At 71.9% G+C, this 18,403-nt stretch carries 17 protein-coding genes and 1 other RNA gene; 14 read left to right on the forward strand and 4 right to left on the reverse strand.

All coding sequences use genetic code 11. The features are described 5' to 3' along the window. The 9 genes from KLO01_RS08705 to ffs all read left to right on the forward strand — a co-directional run bounded on the left by KLO01_RS08705 (nucleotide 1) and on the right by ffs (nucleotide 9,657). Nucleotides 1–1,329: an exo-beta-N-acetylmuramidase NamZ family protein gene (locus KLO01_RS08705; protein WP_147064194.1), complete on the forward strand. Its 1,329-nt coding sequence runs from the start codon at nucleotides 1–3 to the stop codon at nucleotides 1,327–1,329. Then, entirely contained in the window at nucleotides 1,326–3,101 is a 1,776-nt protein-coding gene (locus KLO01_RS08710; RefSeq protein ID WP_147064196.1) for a serine hydrolase domain-containing protein, read from the forward strand. Before KLO01_RS08705 ends, KLO01_RS08710 begins: the two co-directional genes overlap by 4 nt. 9 nt (nucleotides 3,102–3,110) lie before the next feature. Next, complete coding sequence (locus KLO01_RS08715; RefSeq protein ID WP_147064198.1) at nucleotides 3,111–3,995, forward strand: MurR/RpiR family transcriptional regulator; 885 nt, start codon at nucleotides 3,111–3,113, stop codon at nucleotides 3,993–3,995. 93 nt (nucleotides 3,996–4,088) lie between these two features. Beyond that, entirely contained in the window at nucleotides 4,089–5,141 is a 1,053-nt protein-coding gene (locus KLO01_RS08720; protein WP_147064200.1) for an N-acetylmuramic acid 6-phosphate etherase, read from the forward strand. Beyond that, on the forward strand, nucleotides 5,138–6,442 hold the full coding sequence (locus KLO01_RS08725) for an ABC transporter substrate-binding protein (protein ID WP_147064202.1): 1,305 nt from the start codon (nucleotides 5,138–5,140) through the stop codon (nucleotides 6,440–6,442). The genes KLO01_RS08720 and KLO01_RS08725 overlap by 4 nt, the downstream gene beginning before the upstream one ends. A gap of 43 nt (nucleotides 6,443–6,485) precedes the next feature. Then, complete coding sequence (locus KLO01_RS08730) at nucleotides 6,486–7,385, forward strand: carbohydrate ABC transporter permease (protein WP_147064204.1); 900 nt, start codon at nucleotides 6,486–6,488, stop codon at nucleotides 7,383–7,385. Further along, nucleotides 7,382–8,308, forward strand: coding sequence for a carbohydrate ABC transporter permease (locus tag KLO01_RS08735; protein WP_147064206.1), 927 nt, complete (start codon nucleotides 7,382–7,384; stop codon nucleotides 8,306–8,308). Before KLO01_RS08730 ends, KLO01_RS08735 begins: the two co-directional genes overlap by 4 nt. A 46-nt stretch (nucleotides 8,309–8,354) precedes the next feature. Further along, nucleotides 8,355–9,275: a BadF/BadG/BcrA/BcrD ATPase family protein gene (locus KLO01_RS08740; RefSeq protein ID WP_246136125.1), complete on the forward strand. Its 921-nt coding sequence runs from the start codon at nucleotides 8,355–8,357 to the stop codon at nucleotides 9,273–9,275. A gap of 285 nt (nucleotides 9,276–9,560) precedes the next feature. Beyond that, nucleotides 9,561–9,657: signal recognition particle sRNA small type (gene ffs, locus KLO01_RS08745), an RNA gene on the forward strand. Nucleotides 9,658–9,682: 25 nt separating this feature from the next. Here ffs and KLO01_RS08750 read toward each other — a convergent pair. Next, nucleotides 9,683–10,402, reverse strand: a complete 720-nt coding sequence (locus KLO01_RS08750) for a DsbA family oxidoreductase (protein WP_147064210.1) — start codon at nucleotides 10,400–10,402, stop codon at nucleotides 9,683–9,685. 69 nt (nucleotides 10,403–10,471) lie between these two features. Next, the gene (locus KLO01_RS08755) at nucleotides 10,472–10,954 is read right to left on the reverse strand and encodes an Hsp20/alpha crystallin family protein (protein ID WP_147064212.1); all 483 of its coding nucleotides are present in this window, start codon (nucleotides 10,952–10,954) and stop codon (nucleotides 10,472–10,474) included. 214 nt (nucleotides 10,955–11,168) lie between these two features. Between KLO01_RS08755 and KLO01_RS08760 the strand changes: the two genes are divergently transcribed. After that, entirely contained in the window at nucleotides 11,169–11,627 is a 459-nt protein-coding gene (locus KLO01_RS08760; RefSeq protein ID WP_147064214.1) for a DoxX family protein, read from the forward strand. On the opposite strand, the gene KLO01_RS08765 is transcribed toward KLO01_RS08760, so the two are convergent. Then, entirely contained in the window at nucleotides 11,584–13,059 is a 1,476-nt protein-coding gene (locus KLO01_RS08765) for a hypothetical protein (protein WP_147064217.1), read from the reverse strand. The two genes, KLO01_RS08760 and KLO01_RS08765, sit on opposite strands and share 44 nt — an antisense overlap. A 5-nt stretch (nucleotides 13,060–13,064) precedes the next feature. Next, nucleotides 13,065–13,700 carry an ABC transporter ATP-binding protein gene (locus KLO01_RS08770; RefSeq protein ID WP_147064219.1) on the reverse strand — a complete coding sequence of 212 codons (636 nt, stop codon included), beginning with the start codon at nucleotides 13,698–13,700 and terminating at the stop codon, nucleotides 13,065–13,067. Between the two features lie 129 nt (nucleotides 13,701–13,829). Between KLO01_RS08770 and KLO01_RS08775 the strand changes: the two genes are divergently transcribed. The 4 genes from KLO01_RS08775 to KLO01_RS08790 all read left to right on the forward strand — a co-directional run bounded on the left by KLO01_RS08775 (nucleotide 13,830) and on the right by KLO01_RS08790 (nucleotide 18,357). Next, nucleotides 13,830–16,343 carry a DNA polymerase III subunit gamma and tau gene (locus KLO01_RS08775; RefSeq protein WP_147064221.1) on the forward strand — a complete coding sequence of 838 codons (2,514 nt, stop codon included), beginning with the start codon at nucleotides 13,830–13,832 and terminating at the stop codon, nucleotides 16,341–16,343. Continuing rightward, nucleotides 16,340–17,023, forward strand: a complete 684-nt coding sequence (locus KLO01_RS08780) for a lysophospholipid acyltransferase family protein (protein WP_147064224.1) — start codon at nucleotides 16,340–16,342, stop codon at nucleotides 17,021–17,023. The genes KLO01_RS08775 and KLO01_RS08780 overlap by 4 nt, the downstream gene beginning before the upstream one ends. Nucleotides 17,024–17,165: 142 nt before the next feature. Next, nucleotides 17,166–17,765, forward strand: a complete 600-nt coding sequence (gene recR, locus KLO01_RS08785; protein WP_147064226.1) for a recombination mediator RecR — start codon at nucleotides 17,166–17,168, stop codon at nucleotides 17,763–17,765. Then, nucleotides 17,758–18,357: a DUF5063 domain-containing protein gene (locus KLO01_RS08790; RefSeq protein WP_147064228.1), complete on the forward strand. Its 600-nt coding sequence runs from the start codon at nucleotides 17,758–17,760 to the stop codon at nucleotides 18,355–18,357. The genes recR and KLO01_RS08790 overlap by 8 nt, the downstream gene beginning before the upstream one ends. Nucleotides 18,358–18,403 lie beyond the last annotated feature (46 nt).

The following is an 18,403-nucleotide window of genomic DNA, read 5'->3' on the forward strand; positions in this document are numbered from 1 at the left end:
ATGACCTCACCCAACCGCCGCCAGCTCCTCACCGGTGGGGCCGGTCTCGCCGGCGCCGCCGCCCTCAGCCTCGGTGCGAGCCCCGCGCTCGCCAGCCCCACGGCATACGCGCCGTCCGTCAACGACCCGAAGCGCAAGGTGACCCCCGGTGCCGACGTCGCCGCTGCGAGCGGCTGGTCGGTCCTCAAGGGCCGCAAGGTCGGCGTCATCACCAACCCGACCGGGATCCTGCTCAACCTCCGCTCGATCGTCGACGAGATGCACGACTCGGGCGCCGTCGACATCCGCGGCGTCTTCGGGCCCGAGCACGGCTTCCGCGGCACCGCCCAGGCCGGCGAGGCCGAGGACACCTACGTCGACGAGCGCACCGGGCTCACGGTCTACGACGCCTACGGCGCCAACACCGCGAAGTTCGCGTCGATGTTCCGCGCGGCCGGCGTCGACACCGTCGTCTTCGACATCCAGGACGTCGGCGCGCGCTTCTACACCTACATCTGGACGATGTACACGGCGATGAAGGCAGCCGTCGAGACCGGTGCGACCTTCGTCGTCCTCGACCGCCCCAACCCCATCGGCGGCACGGCCTACGGCCCGATGATGACCGAGCCGTGGACCTCCGGGGTCGGGGCCGAGGCGATCGTCCAGGCGCACGGCATGACCGTGGGTGAGCTCGCGCGCTTCCTCAACGTCGAGATCCTGCCCAGCGACACCGGCGGTCGTCGCCTCCCGAAGGTCGAGGTCGTCGAGGTCAAGGGCTGGCGTCGCGACGTCACGTATGCCGGCACCGGCCTTCCGTGGGTCATGCCCAGTCCCAACATGCCGACTCCCGACACCGCGCTCGTCTACCCGGGCACGGGCATGTTCGAGGGGACGAACCTCTCCGAGGGGCGCGGGACGACCCGCCCGTTCGAGCTCATCGGTGCGCCCTACGTCGACCACAAGTGGGCCGACCGCCTCGCGGGTCGCGACGTCGCGGGCGTGGCGTTCCGCGAGGCCTACTTCACGCCGACGTTCAACAAGCACGTCGGCAAGGTCTGCGGTGGCGTCCAGGTGCACATCACCGAGCCCTCGGCGATCGACCCCGTCCTCGTCGGTGTCGAGATGCTCGTCGCGGCGAAGTCCCTCTACAAGGACTTCCAGTGGCGCTACGACACCTACGACCCGGCGCGTCCGTACTGGATCGACAAGCTCACCGGATCGACCCGCCTGCGTGACCAGATCACGGCCGGCGCCGACGTGGCCACGGTCGTGGGCGCATGGAAGGACGAGCTCGCGAAGTTCGATGCCGCCCGCCAGCCCTACCTCATCTACGGCGGCCCCGCCCGATGAGCCTCTCCCGTCGCACCGTCCTCGGCGGTGGCCTCGTCCTCGGGGCCTCGTTCCTCACCGCTCCGGCCGCCCGCGCGGAGGACTACACGAAGCCCTTCACCGGCTTCGCGCCGCCGTCCACGGTGCTGCGTGCCGGGACCCCGGGGTCCGTGGGCCTGGACCCGGCCCCGATCGAGCTGGCCAAGGACCAGGTCCGCAGCCACCAGGTCGCGGCTCCCGGTGGGCACCCGCTCTACCCCGGGCACGTCGGCCTCATGGCCCACGACGGGGCCGTCGTCGCCACCCAGGTCGACGGCTTCGCGCTGCGCTACAGGAACGCGACGGAGGAGCTCCCGCAGTCGCAGTGGGTCCCCATGCGCCGCGACACGATCTTCGACCTGGCCTCGGTCTCGAAGCTGTTCACGTCGATCACGGTCGTCCAGCTCATCGAGGAGGGGAAGGTCGACCTCGAGGCGCCGGTGGCGACCTACCTGCCCGAGTTCGGTGCCGCGGGCAAGGAGTCGGTGACGATCCGGCACCTGCTGACCCACACGAGCGGGTTCACGTCGTGGCTGCCGCTCTACAGCAAGTACCCCGACAAGGCCTCCCGCATCGCTGCGGTGATGAACCAGCCGCTCACCAACCCCGTGGGGACGGTCTACCTCTACAGCGACCTCAACCTCATCACACTCGGCGTCCTCGTCGAGCGGCTGCGGGGCCAGTCGCTCGACGAGGTCGTCGCCTCGCGGCTCACCGGGCCGCTGGGCATGCGCGACACGGGATACAACCCCGTGGCCAAGGAGCGCACGGCCGCGACCGAGTACCAGGCGGTCCCGGCTCGCGGGATGGTCCGGGGTGAGGTCCACGACGAGAACGCCTGGTCGCTCGGTGGCGTCGCCGGTCACGCCGGTGTCTTCTCGACCGTCGACGACCTCGCCGTCCTCTCGCAGGCCCTGCTCAACGGCGGCACCTACCGTGGCGCGCGCATCCTCGACCGCAAGAGCGTGTCGCTGCTCATCACGAACTTCAACGAGAGCTTCCCCGGCGACGACCACGGGCTCGGCTTCGAGCTCGACCAGACCTGGTACATGGACGCGCTCAGCGGACCGAGGACGGCGGGGCACACCGGCTACACGGGCACCTCGATCGTCATCGACTTCGCCTCCCGCTCGTTCGCCATCCTGCTCACGAACCGCGTGCATCCCTCGCGCTCGTGGGGGAGCATCAACGTCGCCCGCCAGGAGTGGGCCAGGGGGCTGGGCATGGCCCTGCCGATCCGGGCCCGCGGCAACCACGTCGTCTGGGAGACCGTCGCCCGGAACGCGAGCACGGCCACGCTCACCGTGCCGCTCGTGGTCCCGGCGTCGGGCGCCCGTCTCGGCTTCGACCTCGTGGCCCAGACCGAGGACACCGACGTCCTGCACGTCGAGACCTCACGCGACGGTGGCACCACCTGGGAGGCGCTGCCGCTGCGGATCCGCCAACCCGGCGACGCCCGCCACGGTGAGGACCGCGAGCAGGACGGCTCGCTGGCGAAGGCCGAGCTCGACGACGGCACGACGGGTCCGATCAGCGGCACCGACGGGGAGCGGCGGTGGCGCCAGGTGCGCGCCGACCTCACGGCCGGTGACCAGCTGCTGCGGTGGCGCTACGTGACCGACGCCAACACCCTCGGACGAGGCGTGGCGGTGAGCCGGGTCAGGGCGTTCTCGGGCCGCGGCATTCTCGTGGACGGTGACCGGACTCCGGACGAGTTCGGGACTTCTGGGTGGACTCTGGCCCGGAGGTCGTAGTTTTGGCACATGTCGACACCGATCCAGTCCTTCGACGTGGCTGACGCCCCGCTGCTCGTCCGCCTGCGTGGAATCCTCCCGTCGCTCACTCCTGCAGAGGAGCGCGTCGCCGCCCAGGTCCTCGCCGACGCCCGCCGGGCCTCCGACCTCACGATCACCGAGCTCGCTCAGGCGGCGAAGACCTCGGAGACGACGGTCCTGCGCTTCTGCAAGCGGCTGGGGCTCAAGGGCTACCCACAGCTGCGCCTCGCTCTCGCCGCCGAGTCGGCCATGCCGCGTGAGCAGCGCATGGCCGGCAGCGACATCAGCGCCTCGGACACGATCGACGACATCATCGCCAAGGTGGCGTCCGTGGACTCCAGCGCCGTCGAGGAGACCGCGCAGCAGCTCGACCGCGACTCGCTGACCGCGGCCGTCGACGCCGTGGCCAAGGCCACCCGCGTCGACGTCTACGGCATCGGGGCCAGCGCGACCGTCGGGGCCGACCTCCAGCAGAAGCTCCACCGCATCGGTGTCGTCTCCTTCGCGTGGAACGACCCGCACATCGCCTTGACCAGCGCGACCCTGCTCTCGAAGCAGGACGTCGCGATCGGCATCTCCCACTCCGGGTCCACGAGCGAGACCATCGAGTCGCTCGCGGTCGCCCGTCGACATGGCGCGCGCACCATCGCCGTGACGAACTTCCCGCTGTCGCCTCTGGCCAAGGGCGCCGACATCGTGCTCACCACGGCGGCCCGCGAGACCTCGTTGCGGTCGGGGGCGACGGCCAGCCGGATCGCGGCCCTCACCGTCGTCGACTGCCTCTACATCGCCGTGGCCCAGCGCGACCTGCGCCGGGCGCGCAAGGCCGTGGCGGACAGCCGCAAGGCCGTCGAGGGTCACCACATCGCGTGACGCGCAGGCGGGTGTGGCGTGGCTTCCGGACGTCCGAAACCGCCAGTGATTCACATTGTTGACGCTGAGCGTGTAAGAAACTAACCTTCGAGAATGGTCAGCGACGTCCGGGTGAGTGCGCCCACGGAAGAACGCCATCCCGGCACCGTCGGGATCGACAGCGCGTCGACCCTCGAGGTCCTCACCCTCATGAACGAGGCCGACCGCACGGTCGCCGACGCCGTGGCGGAGATGCTCCCCGAGCTGGCCGTGCTGGTCGACCACGCCGTGGCCGCCATCCGGGCGGGCGGCCACGTCCACTACTTCGGGGCGGGCACGTCCGGGCGCCTCGCCGTCCTCGACGCCGCCGAGCTCCTGCCCACGTTCAACGCCCCCGAGGGGCTCTTCGTCGCCCACCACGCGGGTGGGCCCACAGCGCTGCTCCGTGCCGTCGAGAACGTCGAGGACGACAGCGACCTGGGGAGTGCCGATGCCGGCGTCGTCTCGGAGGGGGACGTCGTCATCGGACTCACCGCGTCGGGCCGCACCCCCTACGTCAAGGGCGCCCTCATGTGCGCCCGCGAGATGGGGGCGCGCACCGCGCTGGTGACGGCCAACCCGGGATCGGAGCTCGCGGCATACGCCGACCACCTGCTCGTCGCGGACACCGGCCCGGAGGTCCTCACCGGCTCGACCCGCCTCAAGGCGGGCACCGCCCAGAAGCTCGTCCTCAACGCCTTCTCGACCGCCGTGATGATCCGGCTGGGGCGGACCTGGTCCAACCTCATGGTCGACGTCGTCGCCACCAACGCCAAGCTGCGGGGACGCGTCGTGCGCATCCTCCAGGAGGCCACCGGCGCCAGCGACGAGGACGCCCGGCTCGTCCTCGAGGCGGCCGGTGGCCGTCTCAAGCCGGCGCTGCTCTCGCTGCTGGCCGGCATCCGCGTCGACGACGCCCTCGACGCCCTCGCCGCGAACGGCGACTCCGTCGCCGCGGCGCTCGCCGCCCTCACCACCCCACCCGCGTCCCGGACCGCGCCCCACGGCGCGTCCGGCGGCGCGCCCCGCAGTGCATCCCCCAGCCCGGCCCCGGGCGCGCCCCACGGCACGCCCAGCACCCCACGCCCCACGTCAAGCCAGTCAGCGTCGACAGGAGAGTTGTCATGACCCAGCGGACCCGCCGCTCCACCTTCACCCTCATCGCCTTCACGGGGGTGCTCGCCGTCGCGGCCTGCGCACCGTCGAGCGACAACGACACGAAGGGGTCCGGCGACGGCGGTGACGCCAAGGCGACCACGCTCACGGTCTGGTCCTGGCGCGTCGAGGACGAGGCGGCATACAACAAGATCTTCGACGCCTACGAGGCCAAGCACGAGGGCATCACCGTCGAGTTCAAGCCGTTCAAGGCGACCGAGTACAACAAGGTCCTCGCGACCGGGCTCGCCGGCTCCGACGGCCCCGACGTGCCCCAGGTGCGCTCCTACGGCCAGGTCGAGCCGACCATCGCCTCGAAGTCGCTCGTGCCCCTCGACGGCAAGGTCGACCTGTCCGGCTGGGACGAGAACGTCGTCAACTCGGCGAAGTCCAAGGCCGACGGCAAGCTCTACTCGGTGCCGCTGGCCCGCCAGACGGTCCAGATGTTCTACAACAAGGGCCTGTTCGAGAAGAACGGCATCAGCGAGGCCCCCAAGACCTGGGCCGACTTCACCGCGGCGGGCGACAAGCTGCTCGCCGGTGGCGTGACGCCGATCGCCGTCGGCGCCAAGGACGACTGGACCCTGCCGATCGTCCACGAGGTGCTCGCGGCGCCCCGCTTCGGCGGTGCGGCCTTCCAGGAGGAGGTCCTCACCGGCAAGAAGTCGTTCACCGACCCGAACTTCGTCGCCTCGATCGACGTCTTCAAGCAGCTCGCCAAGTACTTCCCCAAGAACGTCACGGGTGTCGCGGTCACCGACGCGCAGACGCTCTTCTCGGCCGAGAAGGCCGCGATGTTCCCCGGTGGCTCGTTCGACATGGCCGTCCTCAAGAAGGCCAACCCCAAGATCGACCTCGGTGTCTTCGAGGTCCCGGCCCCGACCGGATCGCCGGAGGACAAGGCGACCACGCCCGGCTGGGCCGACGGCAACTTCGCGGTCAACGCCAAGTCGCCCAACCAGGAGGCCGCCCTCGAGCTGGTCAAGTGGATGTCGACCAAGGAGTTCGGCCAGATGGTCGCCGACGAGGTCAAGCAGATCTCGGCCGTGCCCGGCGTCACCTACAACGACCCGCTGCTCAAGCAGATGGCCGACAACTACGAGAAGTCCCCGTCGCCCTACCTCCTGCTCACCGACTTCCGCTACGGCACGCCGTCGGGCACCGACCTCATGGGCAAGGGTGCGCAGCAGCTGCTCCTCGGCTCCAAGACGGCAGAGCAGGTCGCGGCCGACATCGACACCGGGGTGAAGGCCTGGTTCAAGCCCTCCTCGTGACCGGGGTGGAACCCGGGCCGCTCACCGTGGTGGACTCGCTCTCGTGAAGACGCGCACCGGACTGGCCTTCCTCGCGCCGGCCCTGATCCTCTTCGGCGTGTTCGTCCTCTACCCGATGCTCACGGCGTTCTCGTACGCCTTCTTCGAGTGGCAGGGGACGAGCCGCCAGGGGTTCGCCGGGCTGTCGAACTTCTCGGCGCTCGTCAACCGGGCACCGTTCAAGACCGACCTGCCCACGGCGCTGCTCCACAACGTCCTGTTCTTCGTCGGCACGATGCTCGTCCAGAACACCATCGGCCTCTCGGTCGCGACGCTGCTGCACCGCCGGGCCCGGACCCGGCGGATGCTGCAGACGCTCTACGCGATGCCCTACCTCGTGAGCCCGATCGTCATCGGCTACCTCTGGACGCTGCTGCTCTCGCCGACGTTCGGCCCGGTCAACCAGCTGCTCACCAAGATCGGCCTCGAGCAGTTCGCCCTGCCCTGGCTCGGCGACCCCAAGACCGCGCTCTGGGTCGTCATCCTCGTCTCGGTGTGGCAGTGGGTCGGCTTCCCGGTCCTCCTCTACGGCGCGGCCCTCGGCGGCGTCCCGGAGGAGCTCACCGAGGCGGCGCGCGTCGACGGGGCCTCGCACGGTCAGGTGTTCCGCAAGATCACCTTCCCGCTGCTCATCCCCGCGATCGGGACGGTCTCGGTGCTCACCTTCATCTTCGCCATGGAGGCGTTCGCCCTGCCGTTCGCGTTCGGTGGCTCGACCGGCAACCCGGCCGGCTCGACCGACTTCGTCTCGCTGCTCTTCTACCGCTCGGCGTTCGACTCCGGTGCGGTCGATGCGATCGGCACCTCCTCGGCCCTGGCCACGGTCCTCTTCCTCATCATCTTCGGTGGGGCGATGGCCGCGACCAAGGTGCTCCGCCGGCACGAACGACGGATGGCCTCATGACGACGACCCTCACCGCGGCCGACGCGGCCCCCACCGGCCTCGAGACCTCGGGTGCGTCCGGCGCCTCGGGCCGGCGTCCACGCCGCCGCCGGGGTTCGAGCGCCAGCGACCCGGTAGGTGGTGTCGGTGCGAGCATCCTGCTCTGGGGCTACGCCGTCCTCGCGCTCGCACCGCTCGTCATCATGGTGCTCAACTCCTTCCGCACCAACGCCGACTTCATCACCAACCCCCTCGGGCTGCCCACGTCACCGACGGTCGCGGCATACAAGGAGGCGTGGACGGTCGGCAGCTTCGGGACGTACTTCGTCAACTCGCTCGCGGTGACCGCGGGCGCGGTGGCGATCTCGACCGCGGTCTCGACCATGGCGGCATACGGGCTGGCGCGCAGCCGCGCGCGGATCTTCCGCTGGATCGAGTCGCTCTTCCTGTCCGGCCTCATGCTGCCGATCCACCTGGCGATCCTGCCGGTGTTCTTCCTCTTCGACGGCTTCGGCCTCATCGACAGCCGCCTCGGGCTCGCGCTCATGTATGCCGCCGCGGGTGTGCCGTTCTCGATCTTCGTCCTCACGACGTTCTTCCGGCAGCTGCCCGAGGAGCTCGAGGAGGCGGCGGTGCTCGACGGCGCCAGCCCGTGGCAGACGTTCTGGCGGATCATGGTGCCGATGGTGCGCCCGGCGCTGGCGACGGTGGCGGTGTTCCGGTTCGTCCCGATCTGGAACGACTTCCTCTACCCGCTCGTGCTGCTCCGCTCGGAGTCCAAGTACACGCTTCCCGTCGGCCTCACGAACTTCTTCGGCGAGAACGCGACGAACTACTCGGCGCTCTTCGCCGGGCTCGTCATCACGACGATCCCGCTCATCGTGCTCTTCCTCTTCGCCACCAAGCAGATCGTCGCGGGGTTGACCGCCGGCATGTCGAAGTGATCGGCTCGCGCCTGTGAGCGGAGACCGGTCGGCTACCGTCGTCGGCGTGGACGTGGGTGGTTCGGGCCTTCGTCTGCAGTGGTCGTATGCCGGTCAGCCCGGTCCCGTGCTCACCGCACCCGGGGTGCGGATCGGGTCCGGTGGTGTCGACGTCGAGGCCCTGGCCGCGGATGCCTCGCGCCTGCTCTCCGAGGGTGGCGTCACGGACGTCGCCGCGGTGTGCTGGTCGCAGCGCGGGCTGCTCTTCCTGTCGGACCCGGTGGAGGTCGTGCGGGTCGTGTCGGGTGCCCTCGGTGCCGCCCGGACCGCGGTCGTCAGCGACGCCGTCGCCTCCCTCGTCGGTGCCCTGGGTGGCGTGCGCCCGGGCGCGGTCGTCGCCGCGGGGACGGGTGCCGTGGCGTTCGGGTCGGACTTCGGGTCGGCCGACACATCGGTGTGGCGGCTCGTCGACGGCTGGGGCCACGTGCTGGGCGACCGGGGCTCGGCGGCCGGTGTCGGGCTCGAGGGTCTGCGTGCCGGGCTGCGGTTCCACGACGGCCTGCCCGGCGGGTCCGAGCGGCTGCTCGCCGAGGGCGAGTCGGCGTTCGGAGCGACCTCGCACTGGCCGCGTCGCGTCATGACCGGGACCGACGCCCCAGCGCTGCTCGCCTCCTTCGCCCCGCGCGTGGCCGAGGTGGCGAGCCACGGGGACGTGGTGGCGGCGCGGATCTGCCGCGAGGCGGGGGAGTCGCTGGCCGAGTCGCTCCTGTCGGCGGCCCGGGGCATCGCGTCGCCGGTGCTCGTCGCCACCGGTGGGCTGCTCGCGGCCGAGCCGGTGCGGGTGGCTCTCGAGGCAGCGGTGGGTGAGGCCGGCGCCGCGCTCAGTCCCGCCGTGGGCGGTGCCCTCGACGGCGCCCTGCACCTGGCCACCGTCCTCGCCCGGACGGGCACGATCCCGCGCCACCCGGCATACGTGCACCTGTCCTGAGCGCTGCTGGTGGGGCTCCCGGGACCGGGACGCTCCGACGGCACCCATGCTCACGACCGTGTGCACTGCTGCGCCCCAGTGCAGCAGTGCACAGTCACGCAGTGCACTGCTGCGGCCGAGAGCAGCAGTGCACAGTCTCGCAGTGCACTGCTGCGGCCGAGAGCAGCACTGCACAGTCTCGCAGTGCACTGCTGCGCCCGAGTGCAGCAGTGCACAGCGCTGAGCGAACAGGTGCGGCGCGGCGGCCGAGTTGGAGCAGGCCCGGCGCGCCGGGTTAGACTCGGAACCGGCACCCCGCGTGGTGGTACCTCACTGAACTCCCCCAGGGCAGGAATGCAGCAAGGGCAGGTGAGCTCTTCCAGGTACGCGGGGTGTCTTTGCGTCTCCCCATCGGGAGACGAGGGGCGTCAGGCGCCGCAGGCGCAGCCACCCTCGCAGCCGCCACAGCCCCCGCCGCGGGCCTCGGGGGCGTTGCCCCGGTCCTCCCACACGAGTTCGAGCGCACGCAGCAGGCCGTCGACGGGCTGGGCGCCGGTGACGGCGAACTTCTGGTCGAGGACGTAGGTCGGGACGGCGGTGATGCCGATCTGGTTGGCCGTGGCCTCGTCGGCGCGCACGTCGTAGCCGAAGTCGTCGGAGCCGAGCATCTCGCGGACGTCCTTCTCGCCCAGGCCGCCCTCGACGGCGAGCCGGACGAGGGTGTCGGTGTCGCCGAGCGAAGCACCCTCGGTGTACCACCCGCGCATGACGCGGTCGGTCACGGGCTTATCGAGCCCGCGGGCCCGGGCGAGGTGGAGCACGCGGTGCGCGTCGAACGAGTTGCCCGCGACGACCTTGTCCCACTGGAAGTCGAGCCCGACCTCGGCGGCGTCGGCGGCCATCGACTCGTGCTGGGCGACCATCTCCTCGCGCGACCGGCCGTACTTGGCGGCGATGCGGTCGACGTTGGACCCCTCGACGACGGCCGGCGCCGACCGGTCGAGCTGGTAGCTGTGCCACACGACGTCGACCTCACGCTCCTCGCCGTCCTCGGCACCGGCCACGAACTGGTCCACGGCGAGCTCGAGACGACGTCGCCCCACGTGGCAGAACGGGCAGACCAGGTCGAACCAGACATCGATGCGCATGCCCACGACGATACGTCGGAGGCCCGACGGCACCGGCCGTCGGGCCTCCTGCGCGGCGGTGGCTGCGGGTCAGGCAGACTCGGCCGTCCCCGCCTCCTCGTCGTTGCTCGACGAGCCGATGGCGCGCGACGACCCGCCGTGCGAGACGGAGATCCGGCGGGGCTTGGCCTCCTCGGCCACCGGGATCGTCAGGGTGAGGACTCCGTCGCGGTAGTCGGCCTCGATCCGGTCGAGCGCCAGACCGCGTCCGAGCGACAGCTGGCGGGCGAAGGTACCGCTGGGCCGCTCGCGCGAGAGCCACTGGGCGTTCTCGGCTTCGGGTGCGGGCCGCTCCGCGCGCAGGGTGAGGGTGCGGTCCTCGACGTCGATGGCGATGCTCTCGGGGTCGACACCCGGCAGGTCGATGTGGGCGACGAACCTCTCGCCGGACCGGTAGAGGTCCATCGGCATGACCGCTCCGGACGTGCTCGCCGGGCTGCGCAGGCCCTCGTTGAACAGCCGGTCGAAGGTGCGGTCGAGGGCGCGGAAGGGGTCGTGCGGGGTGGTGCTCATGACACTTCTCCTTGGTGAACGGGAGGCCGATCTGCTCGACCTCGGGGGAACCTTTCTTGAGTGGGAGCCGCTCAACTTCGTGCTCATTTCCAGTTGTAGCCCCGTCACTGGGGACTCGTCAAGCCACCCGCTGGTCAAGGGGGTCGCCGGGCACCTTCTAGTCCTCGCCCTCGAGCCGGGGTCGCCGTCCGGCCTGACGGCCTACGGTGTCGGCATGGGCCTCATCACGCGCACGGCACCGGCGACGCTGCCGCAGAACCTCACCCGTCTGGCGCTCGGCGCGTTCATGACCGGAGCCGGGGTGCTGCACCTCACGACCGCGCGCGAGGAGTTCCGGGCCCAGGTGCCCCACTGGGTACCGGTGGACGAGGACCTCGTCGTGCTGGCCTCGGGCGTCGCCGAGGTCGGGCTGGGCGTGGCCCTCCTGGCCCTGCCCGGACGCCGCCGGATCGCCGGTCTGGCGCTCGCGGCGTTCTACGTCGCGATCTTCCCGGGCAACATCGGGCAGTACGTCGAGGGGATCGACGCGTTCGGCCTCGACACCGACACCAAGCGGCTGGCACGCCTCGCGTTCCAGCCGGTGCTCGTCGCAGCTGCCCTGTATGCCGCGGGGCTGCCCGAGGGTGGTCTCAGACGTCGCGGTGCGACAGGGACTCGGACTGCACGCGGTTGAGCCCGGCGTAGAGCATGACGGCCGCGGCGACCCACGAGCCGATGACGAGCAGTCCCGACGTCGGCCAGCGGGTGATGCCCCAGACCATCCCACCCACGATGAGCGTGTCGAGGATGAGCGGCATGGCGTACCAGAGCAGGACGCCCTGGGCACTCGGCACCGCGTTGAACGGCCCCGTCGGCGGGCGGCCCCGGTAGGCCGCGAGCAGGTTGCCACCTGCGAGCACCACGGTCGTCATGACGAGCCACGGCAGGGCGGTGCCGACGTCCGCGCCGGCCACCACGGCAGCGACGCAGCCGATGACCGTCGTCACGGCGAGGTGGAGCACGCCGGGGACGAGGAGATGGGTCGCGGCGGCGCGCACCGGGGGTGAGCCGAACAGCGCCGGCGTGCCCATGGTGTCGGCCTCGAGCCGCAGGCCCTCGCTGAGCCCGCTGAACCCCATGTGGCTGACGAGCGCCGCGACGAACGCCACGAGCGGCGGGACCGCGGCGGTGGACAGCGTGGCGCCGAGGGCCCAGGCCGCGGCAGCGCTGAGCACGAGACCGACGACCGCCGCGCCGGGAGCCCGTCGGAGGCCGAGGAAATCACGCGCGACGAGGGTCATCACCGGGCCGCGGTGGCGCAGCCGCTTGGTACGGGCCCGGGTCACGGGGCGTGCGGCCTCGAGCCGGACCGCCCGCAGGTCGCCGGCCTGGACCCCGCCCACCATCCGGTTCGAGCGCGCGGACTGGGTGCGCAGGTCATGGATGCCCAGCCGCCGCACCTCGCCGACCCACGGCGCGCGACTTCTTGCCCCGCCGGGACGTCGCTGCTCGGGCCGAAGGCCCCTTTCCGACGTCCCAGCTGGGCAAGAAGTCGGAGGCGACAGGCGCGACTGGCCGAGCAGCCACGCCGCGCCGACGGCGAGACCGACGAGCAGCCCGGCCACGACCGCAGGCCCGACGACCCACGGAGCAGCCACCCGGGCGCCCCAGAGCGAGGCGCCGACGAGCAGCCCGGTCAGGGCCCCGGCGGCCAGCACCGCGAAGAGCGAGTAGCCGAACCACGGCCGCAGCGCCGCCCACCGGTCGAGCGAGGAGGCCACGACGTGGTCGACCCACGGCACCGGAGCCACGATCGGACCGCGGACCCGGCCCGCCTCCCGGGCGAGGGCAGCCGCGGCGGCGACGACGACGAGGCCGACGAGCACGACCCACGGCGAGCGCAGCGCGTCGGCCATGCCACCCCGGTCCCCGGCGAGCACGAGGGCGCGCAGGAGCGGGAAGCCGTAGAGGCCGACGACGATGAAGCCGACGTACGCGGCATACGCGACCTCCTTGCGCGCCGGGTTGCCCGACGGGCCGTGGAGGACGTGGACGATGTCGGCGAGGCGCTCGTGGTCACTCATCGCCGCAACGGCCGGGTCGCTGGCGGCACTCGCAGGGCTCATGCGGCTCAGCCCTCGGCGGCGACGAGGTCGACGACCTGGTCGGCCACCCGCTCGGTGATCGCCGGGTCGTGGCAGGCGAGGACGACGGTCGTGCCGGCGTCGCGGCGGGCGGCTACGAGCTCGGCGACGAGGGCGCGCTTCTCGGTGTCGAGGCGCTGCTCGGGCTCGTCGAGGACGAGCACGTCGGCCGGGCGGAAGAGCGTGAGCGCCAGCCGGAAGAGCTGGGTCTGGCCCGAGGAGAGCTCGTGGGGGAAGCGTCCGTCGAGCTCGCCGATCCCGACCTCCTCCAAGGCGGCCGCAACCCGGTCGTCGCAGGTGTCCGCGTCGCCGCCCCACGTCGCGTCGAGCAGCACGAGGTGGTCGCGCAGGGTGAGGTCGCGGTAGGTCGCAGGCGCCCCGACCAGCGCGGCGACGGCCGCTCGGACCGCCGGGTCGCGCTCGTCGGCGACGTGCTCGCCGACGTGTACGGTGCCGGTCGTCGCGGGCAGCGCCCCGATGAGGATGCGGAGCAGGGTCGTCTTGCCCGACCCGTTGGGCCCGCGCAGCACGAGGCACGACCCGCTCGGCGCGGTGACCGACACCGGCGCCAGCAGCGCCGCGGGACCGATGACCTTCGAGACGTCCTCGGCTCGGATCTCCACGTGTTCCTCCCTCTGCGTCCGCAACCCTGGTCGGCGTCGTCGCCACTTCCGCGGACGCAGGCGAGCGTATGCCGGGTGGCCGCGCACGCGGCATACCGGCTGTCCCTCGCGCCGACTAGGTTGGTCGCCGTGAGCACCGCCCTCTATCGCCGCTACCGCCCCGAGACGTTCGCCGACGTCATCGGGCAGGAGCACGTGACCGAGCCGCTCATGCAGGCGTTGCGCACGGGGCGGGTCAACCACGCCTACCTGTTCAGCGGCCCGCGTGGCTGCGGCAAGACGACGAGCGCGCGGATCCTCGCCCGCTGCCTCAACTGCGAGCAGGGCCCGACGGCGACGCCCTGCGGCGAGTGCGACTCGTGCGTGGCCCTGGCCCGCGGTGGCGCCGGCACGGTCGACGTCATCGAGATCGACGCGGCCAGCCACGGTGGTGTCGACGACGCCCGTGACCTGCGCGAACGCGCGTCCTACGGCCCGGCGCAGAGCCGCTACAAGATCTACATCATCGACGAGGCGCACATGGTGACGCCGCAGGGCTTCAACGCGCTGCTCAAGATCGTCGAGGAGCCGCCCGAGCACGTGAAGTTCATCTTCGCGACGACCGAGCCCGAGAAGGTCATCGGCACGATCCGCTCGCGCACCCACCACTACCCGTTCCGCCTCGTCCCGCCGGGCCAGCTCTCCGACTACATGGAGCGGCTCTGCGTCGCCGAGGAGGTCGCGGTCGCGCCGGGCGTGCTGTCGTTCGTCGTGCGCGCGGGTGGTGGCTCGGTGCGTGACTCGCTGTCCGTCCTCGACCAGCTCATCGCCGGCTCCGGCGCCGACGGGCTGACCTACGAGTCGGCGGCCTCGCTGCTCGGGTTCACCGACGGAGAGCTGCTCGACGCGGCGATCGACGCCTTCGGTGCGGGTGACGGCGCGGGTGCGTTCTCGGCGATCGAGCGGGTCATCGAGACCGGTCTCGACCCGAGGCGCTTCATCGAGGACCTCCTCGAGCGCCTGCGCGACCTCATCGTCGTCGCCGCCGTCCCCGAGGGCGCCTCCGCGGTCCTGCGGGCCCTGCCGCCCGACCAACTCGAGCGGATGCGCCAGCAGGCCGCCAGCTTCGGGCACGGCGCCCTGTCCCGCGCCGCCGACATCGTCAACGCCGGGCTCTCCGAGATGACCGGCGCCACGGCGCCGCGCCTCCAGCTCGAGCTCATCGCCGCGCGGATCCTGCTGCCGGCTGCCGCCGGCGAGAGCGGGTATGCCGCACGCCTCGACCGCCTCGAACGTCGCCTCGACGTGGGCGGCGTCCCGAGCGGGGCCGCCGCTCCGGCCGCGGCGCCCCAGCCCGCCCCAGCCCGCACTCCCGCACCGTCGCCGACGCCTGCGCCGACCCTCGCGCCGTCGCCTCAGCCGGCGCCACAGCCCACCCAGGCGCCCGCGCCCCCGGTCATCGCCGCTCCGGTCTCCACGGCTCCGGTCTCGCCTGAGACAGGCCCTGCGGCGCCGGGCTCCGCGACGCCGGCTTCCGCGGCTCCGGCCGCGCCGGTCGTCGCACCCGCCGTCCAGCCCTCCCACGAGCGCGACCTCCAGCCTCCGCGCACGACGATCGCGCCGGCTGAGCCGGCTGAGCCGGTTGCGCCGGTCGCCCCCGAGCGGCCCGCCTCGCAGTACACGGACGAGGAGCCCCCGGACGACGACGAGCCCGAGGCGCCCGAGTTCCTCGAGCCCAGGCCCCCGTCGGCACACGGCTCGCCCGATCCTCGCCAGCCGCACCCGGGTCACCAGCCCCAGGGAGGCCCCGAGCCGCAACCGGGCGACCAGTTCCAGCCGGGCCACCAGCCGCAGCCCGGGCACCAGCCCCAGCCGGACCACCAGCCGCTGGCGACGCCCGAGCCGCAGCCCGCTCCCCGGGCCCCGGCCGGGCTCGACACCGCGGCGATCCGCCGCTCCTGGCCGGACGTCCTCGCCAAGGTCTTCGAGCTGCGCCGCACGACGTGGACCTTCGTGTCCGAGCACGCCCAGGTCCTCGACTACGACGGCGAGCGGCTCCTGCTCGGCATCTCGACGACCGGTCTGGCGAACACCTTCCGGCGGGGTCCGCACGCGACCTACGTCCAGCAGGCCCTCATCGACGTCCTCGGCGTCGACACCCGCGTCGAGGGCGTCCCGGCCGACGGCTCCGCGATCGGCGGCACCGTCGGTGTGCCGACGATCGACCCCAACCGCCCGGACCCCGTGCCGCAGTCGCAGCCCGAGCGTCCCGCCCCGCAGCAGCAGCAGTCGGCGCAGGCCCGGGCCGAGGCCAACGGTGCCGCCGCGCACGACGCGCCAGGACGGGGAGGCGAGCCGACGGCATACGTGCCGAGCCAGCCGGCCACGACGCAACCCGACTGGGGCAGCGGAGGCAACGACGGCGGTGCCGCCCCTGCGTGGGCGACCCAAGCCGCACCCGGCGCAGGTGGCGACGAGGTCGTCAGCCCGTTCGCGCGGGCCAAGCAGACGGTCGCCTCCGAGCCCGACCCGGATGAGACGCCGGTCGCAGATGACTCCGCGATCAGCGACGATGACGAGGACATCGAAGGCCTCGGAGAGGTCGGTGTCCCCGTCGTGGAGCGAGTCCTGGGTGGGAAGGTCATCTCCGAAGAGGACGCATGAGCACCTACTACTGGGTCAGCCGCACCGCGGTGATGTCGCTGGCCCACGCGATCTGGCGCCCCACCATCCTCGGCAAGGACAACGTCCCCAAGGACGGTGGTGTGCTCCTGGCGAGCAACCACCTCTCGTTCATCGACTCGTTCGCGATCCCGGTCGCGGCGCCACGCAAGGTCTCGTTCCTCGCGAAGTCCGAATACTTCACCGGCACCGGCGTGCGGGGCCGCTTCGTGCGCGGGTTCATGGAGGCCGGTGACGCCATCCCGGTCGACCGTGACAGCTCGCGAGGTGCGCAGGACTCGCTCGACCTCGCGCTCGAGGTGCTGCGGGCCGGCAAGGCGTTCGGCATCTATCCCGAGGGCACGCGCTCTCGTGACGGCCGCCTCTACCGGGGCCGGACCGGCGTCGCCTTCCTCTCGCTCACGGCTGGCGTCCCCGTCGTGCCGGTCGGTCTCGTCGGCACCGACAAGGTGCAGCCCGTGGGCACCCGCGGCCTCAAGATGGCCGACGTCACCGTCGCGTTCGGGCAGCCGATCCACCCCTCCGCGTATGCCGGCCTGCCCGCCGGGCGTGCCCGTCGCCAGCTCACCGACGACGTCATGGACGCGATCGCCGCGCTCACCGGGCAGGAGCGGGCCGACACCTACAACGAGCGCCCGGCCACCGAGACCCCCGACGACTGACCCGCCTCAACTTTTGCTCCCCAGGAGGGAAGGTTGAGGGTCCGGAGAGAAAGGTTGCGTCCGGACCCACAACCTTCCCTCCGGTGAGCGGAGCCGAGCGCGGCAGGCGACCAGTGGTGGCGCAGTGGCCTAGGCTCAAGGTGTGTACGAAGGCGCAGTGCAGGACCTCATCGACGAACTCGGCCGACTTCCGGGCGTGGGACCCAAGAGCGCCCAGCGCATCGCCTTCCACCTGCTCCAGTCCGACGCCGTGGACGTGCAGCGCCTCACCGACGCGCTCACCCAGGTCAAGGCCAAGGTGCGCTTCTGCGTCATCTGCCACAACATCGCCGAGTCCGAGCAGTGCCGCATCTGCGCCGACCCCCGCCGTGACCTCACGAGCATCTGCGTCGTCGAGGAGCCCAAGGACGTCGTCGCCATCGAGCGCACCCGCGAGTTCCGGGGCCGCTACCACGTGCTCGGCGGTGCGATCAGCCCCATCGACGGCATCGGCCCGGACGACCTGACCTTCCGCGAGCTCATGACCCGGCTCGCCAGCGGTGAGGTCACCGAGATCATCATCGCCACCGACCCCAACCTCGAGGGTGAGGCGACCGCGAGCTATCTCGCGCGCTTCCTCAAGGGCATGGGCATCAAGATCACCCGGCTCGCCTCCGGCCTGCCCGTGGGCGGCGACCTCGAGTACGCCGACGAGGTCACCCTCGGCCGCGCCTTCGAGGGACGGAGGCTTCTCGATGCCTGACGCCCGGACCGGTGCGACCTCGACCGAGCAGTCCGACAGCCTCTCGGACCTGCGCGCCCTCGCCGCCGACTCCGCCGAGGAGGCGCGCACCTACCTCGCGACCGTCTCCGACATCGCCTCCGGCGCCAACCCCGCCGCGGCGCTCCCGCTCGGGCTCCTCGCCCTGTCGCAGGTGCTCCTCATGGGTGCCCGGCTGGGCGCGATCGAGGACATCGTCCCCGAGGACCGCTTCGAGGTCGACCCGGGCCCGGACGTCGAGCTCGACCCGTTGCGCGAGAACCTCTCCAACCTCTTGGAGGGGCTCGACGACTACGCCGACGTCGTCGACCCGGTCACCGCGCCCGAGCTCACCACCGGCTCGCTCTCCAACGACCTCACCGTCGTCGCGTCGGCGCTCGCGCACGGTCTGCGTCACCACGACGAGGGCCGGGTGCTCGAGGCGCTGTGGTGGTGGCAGTTCAGCTATCTCTCCGACTGGGGGGAGCGTGCGGCCAGCGCGCTCCGGGTCCTCCAGGCCCTGCTCGCGCACGTCCGTCTCGACGCCGACGCGGACGCCGTCGCCGAGGCCGAGTTCGACGCCCTCCACCCCTGACCTGCACCGACGCGTGAGGTGGGGGAGCAGGGCGACGTGACGGACC

This window comes from Knoellia locipacati (genome assembly GCF_007992835.1).
Taxonomy (GTDB): domain Bacteria; phylum Actinomycetota; class Actinomycetes; order Actinomycetales; family Dermatophilaceae; genus Knoellia; species Knoellia locipacati.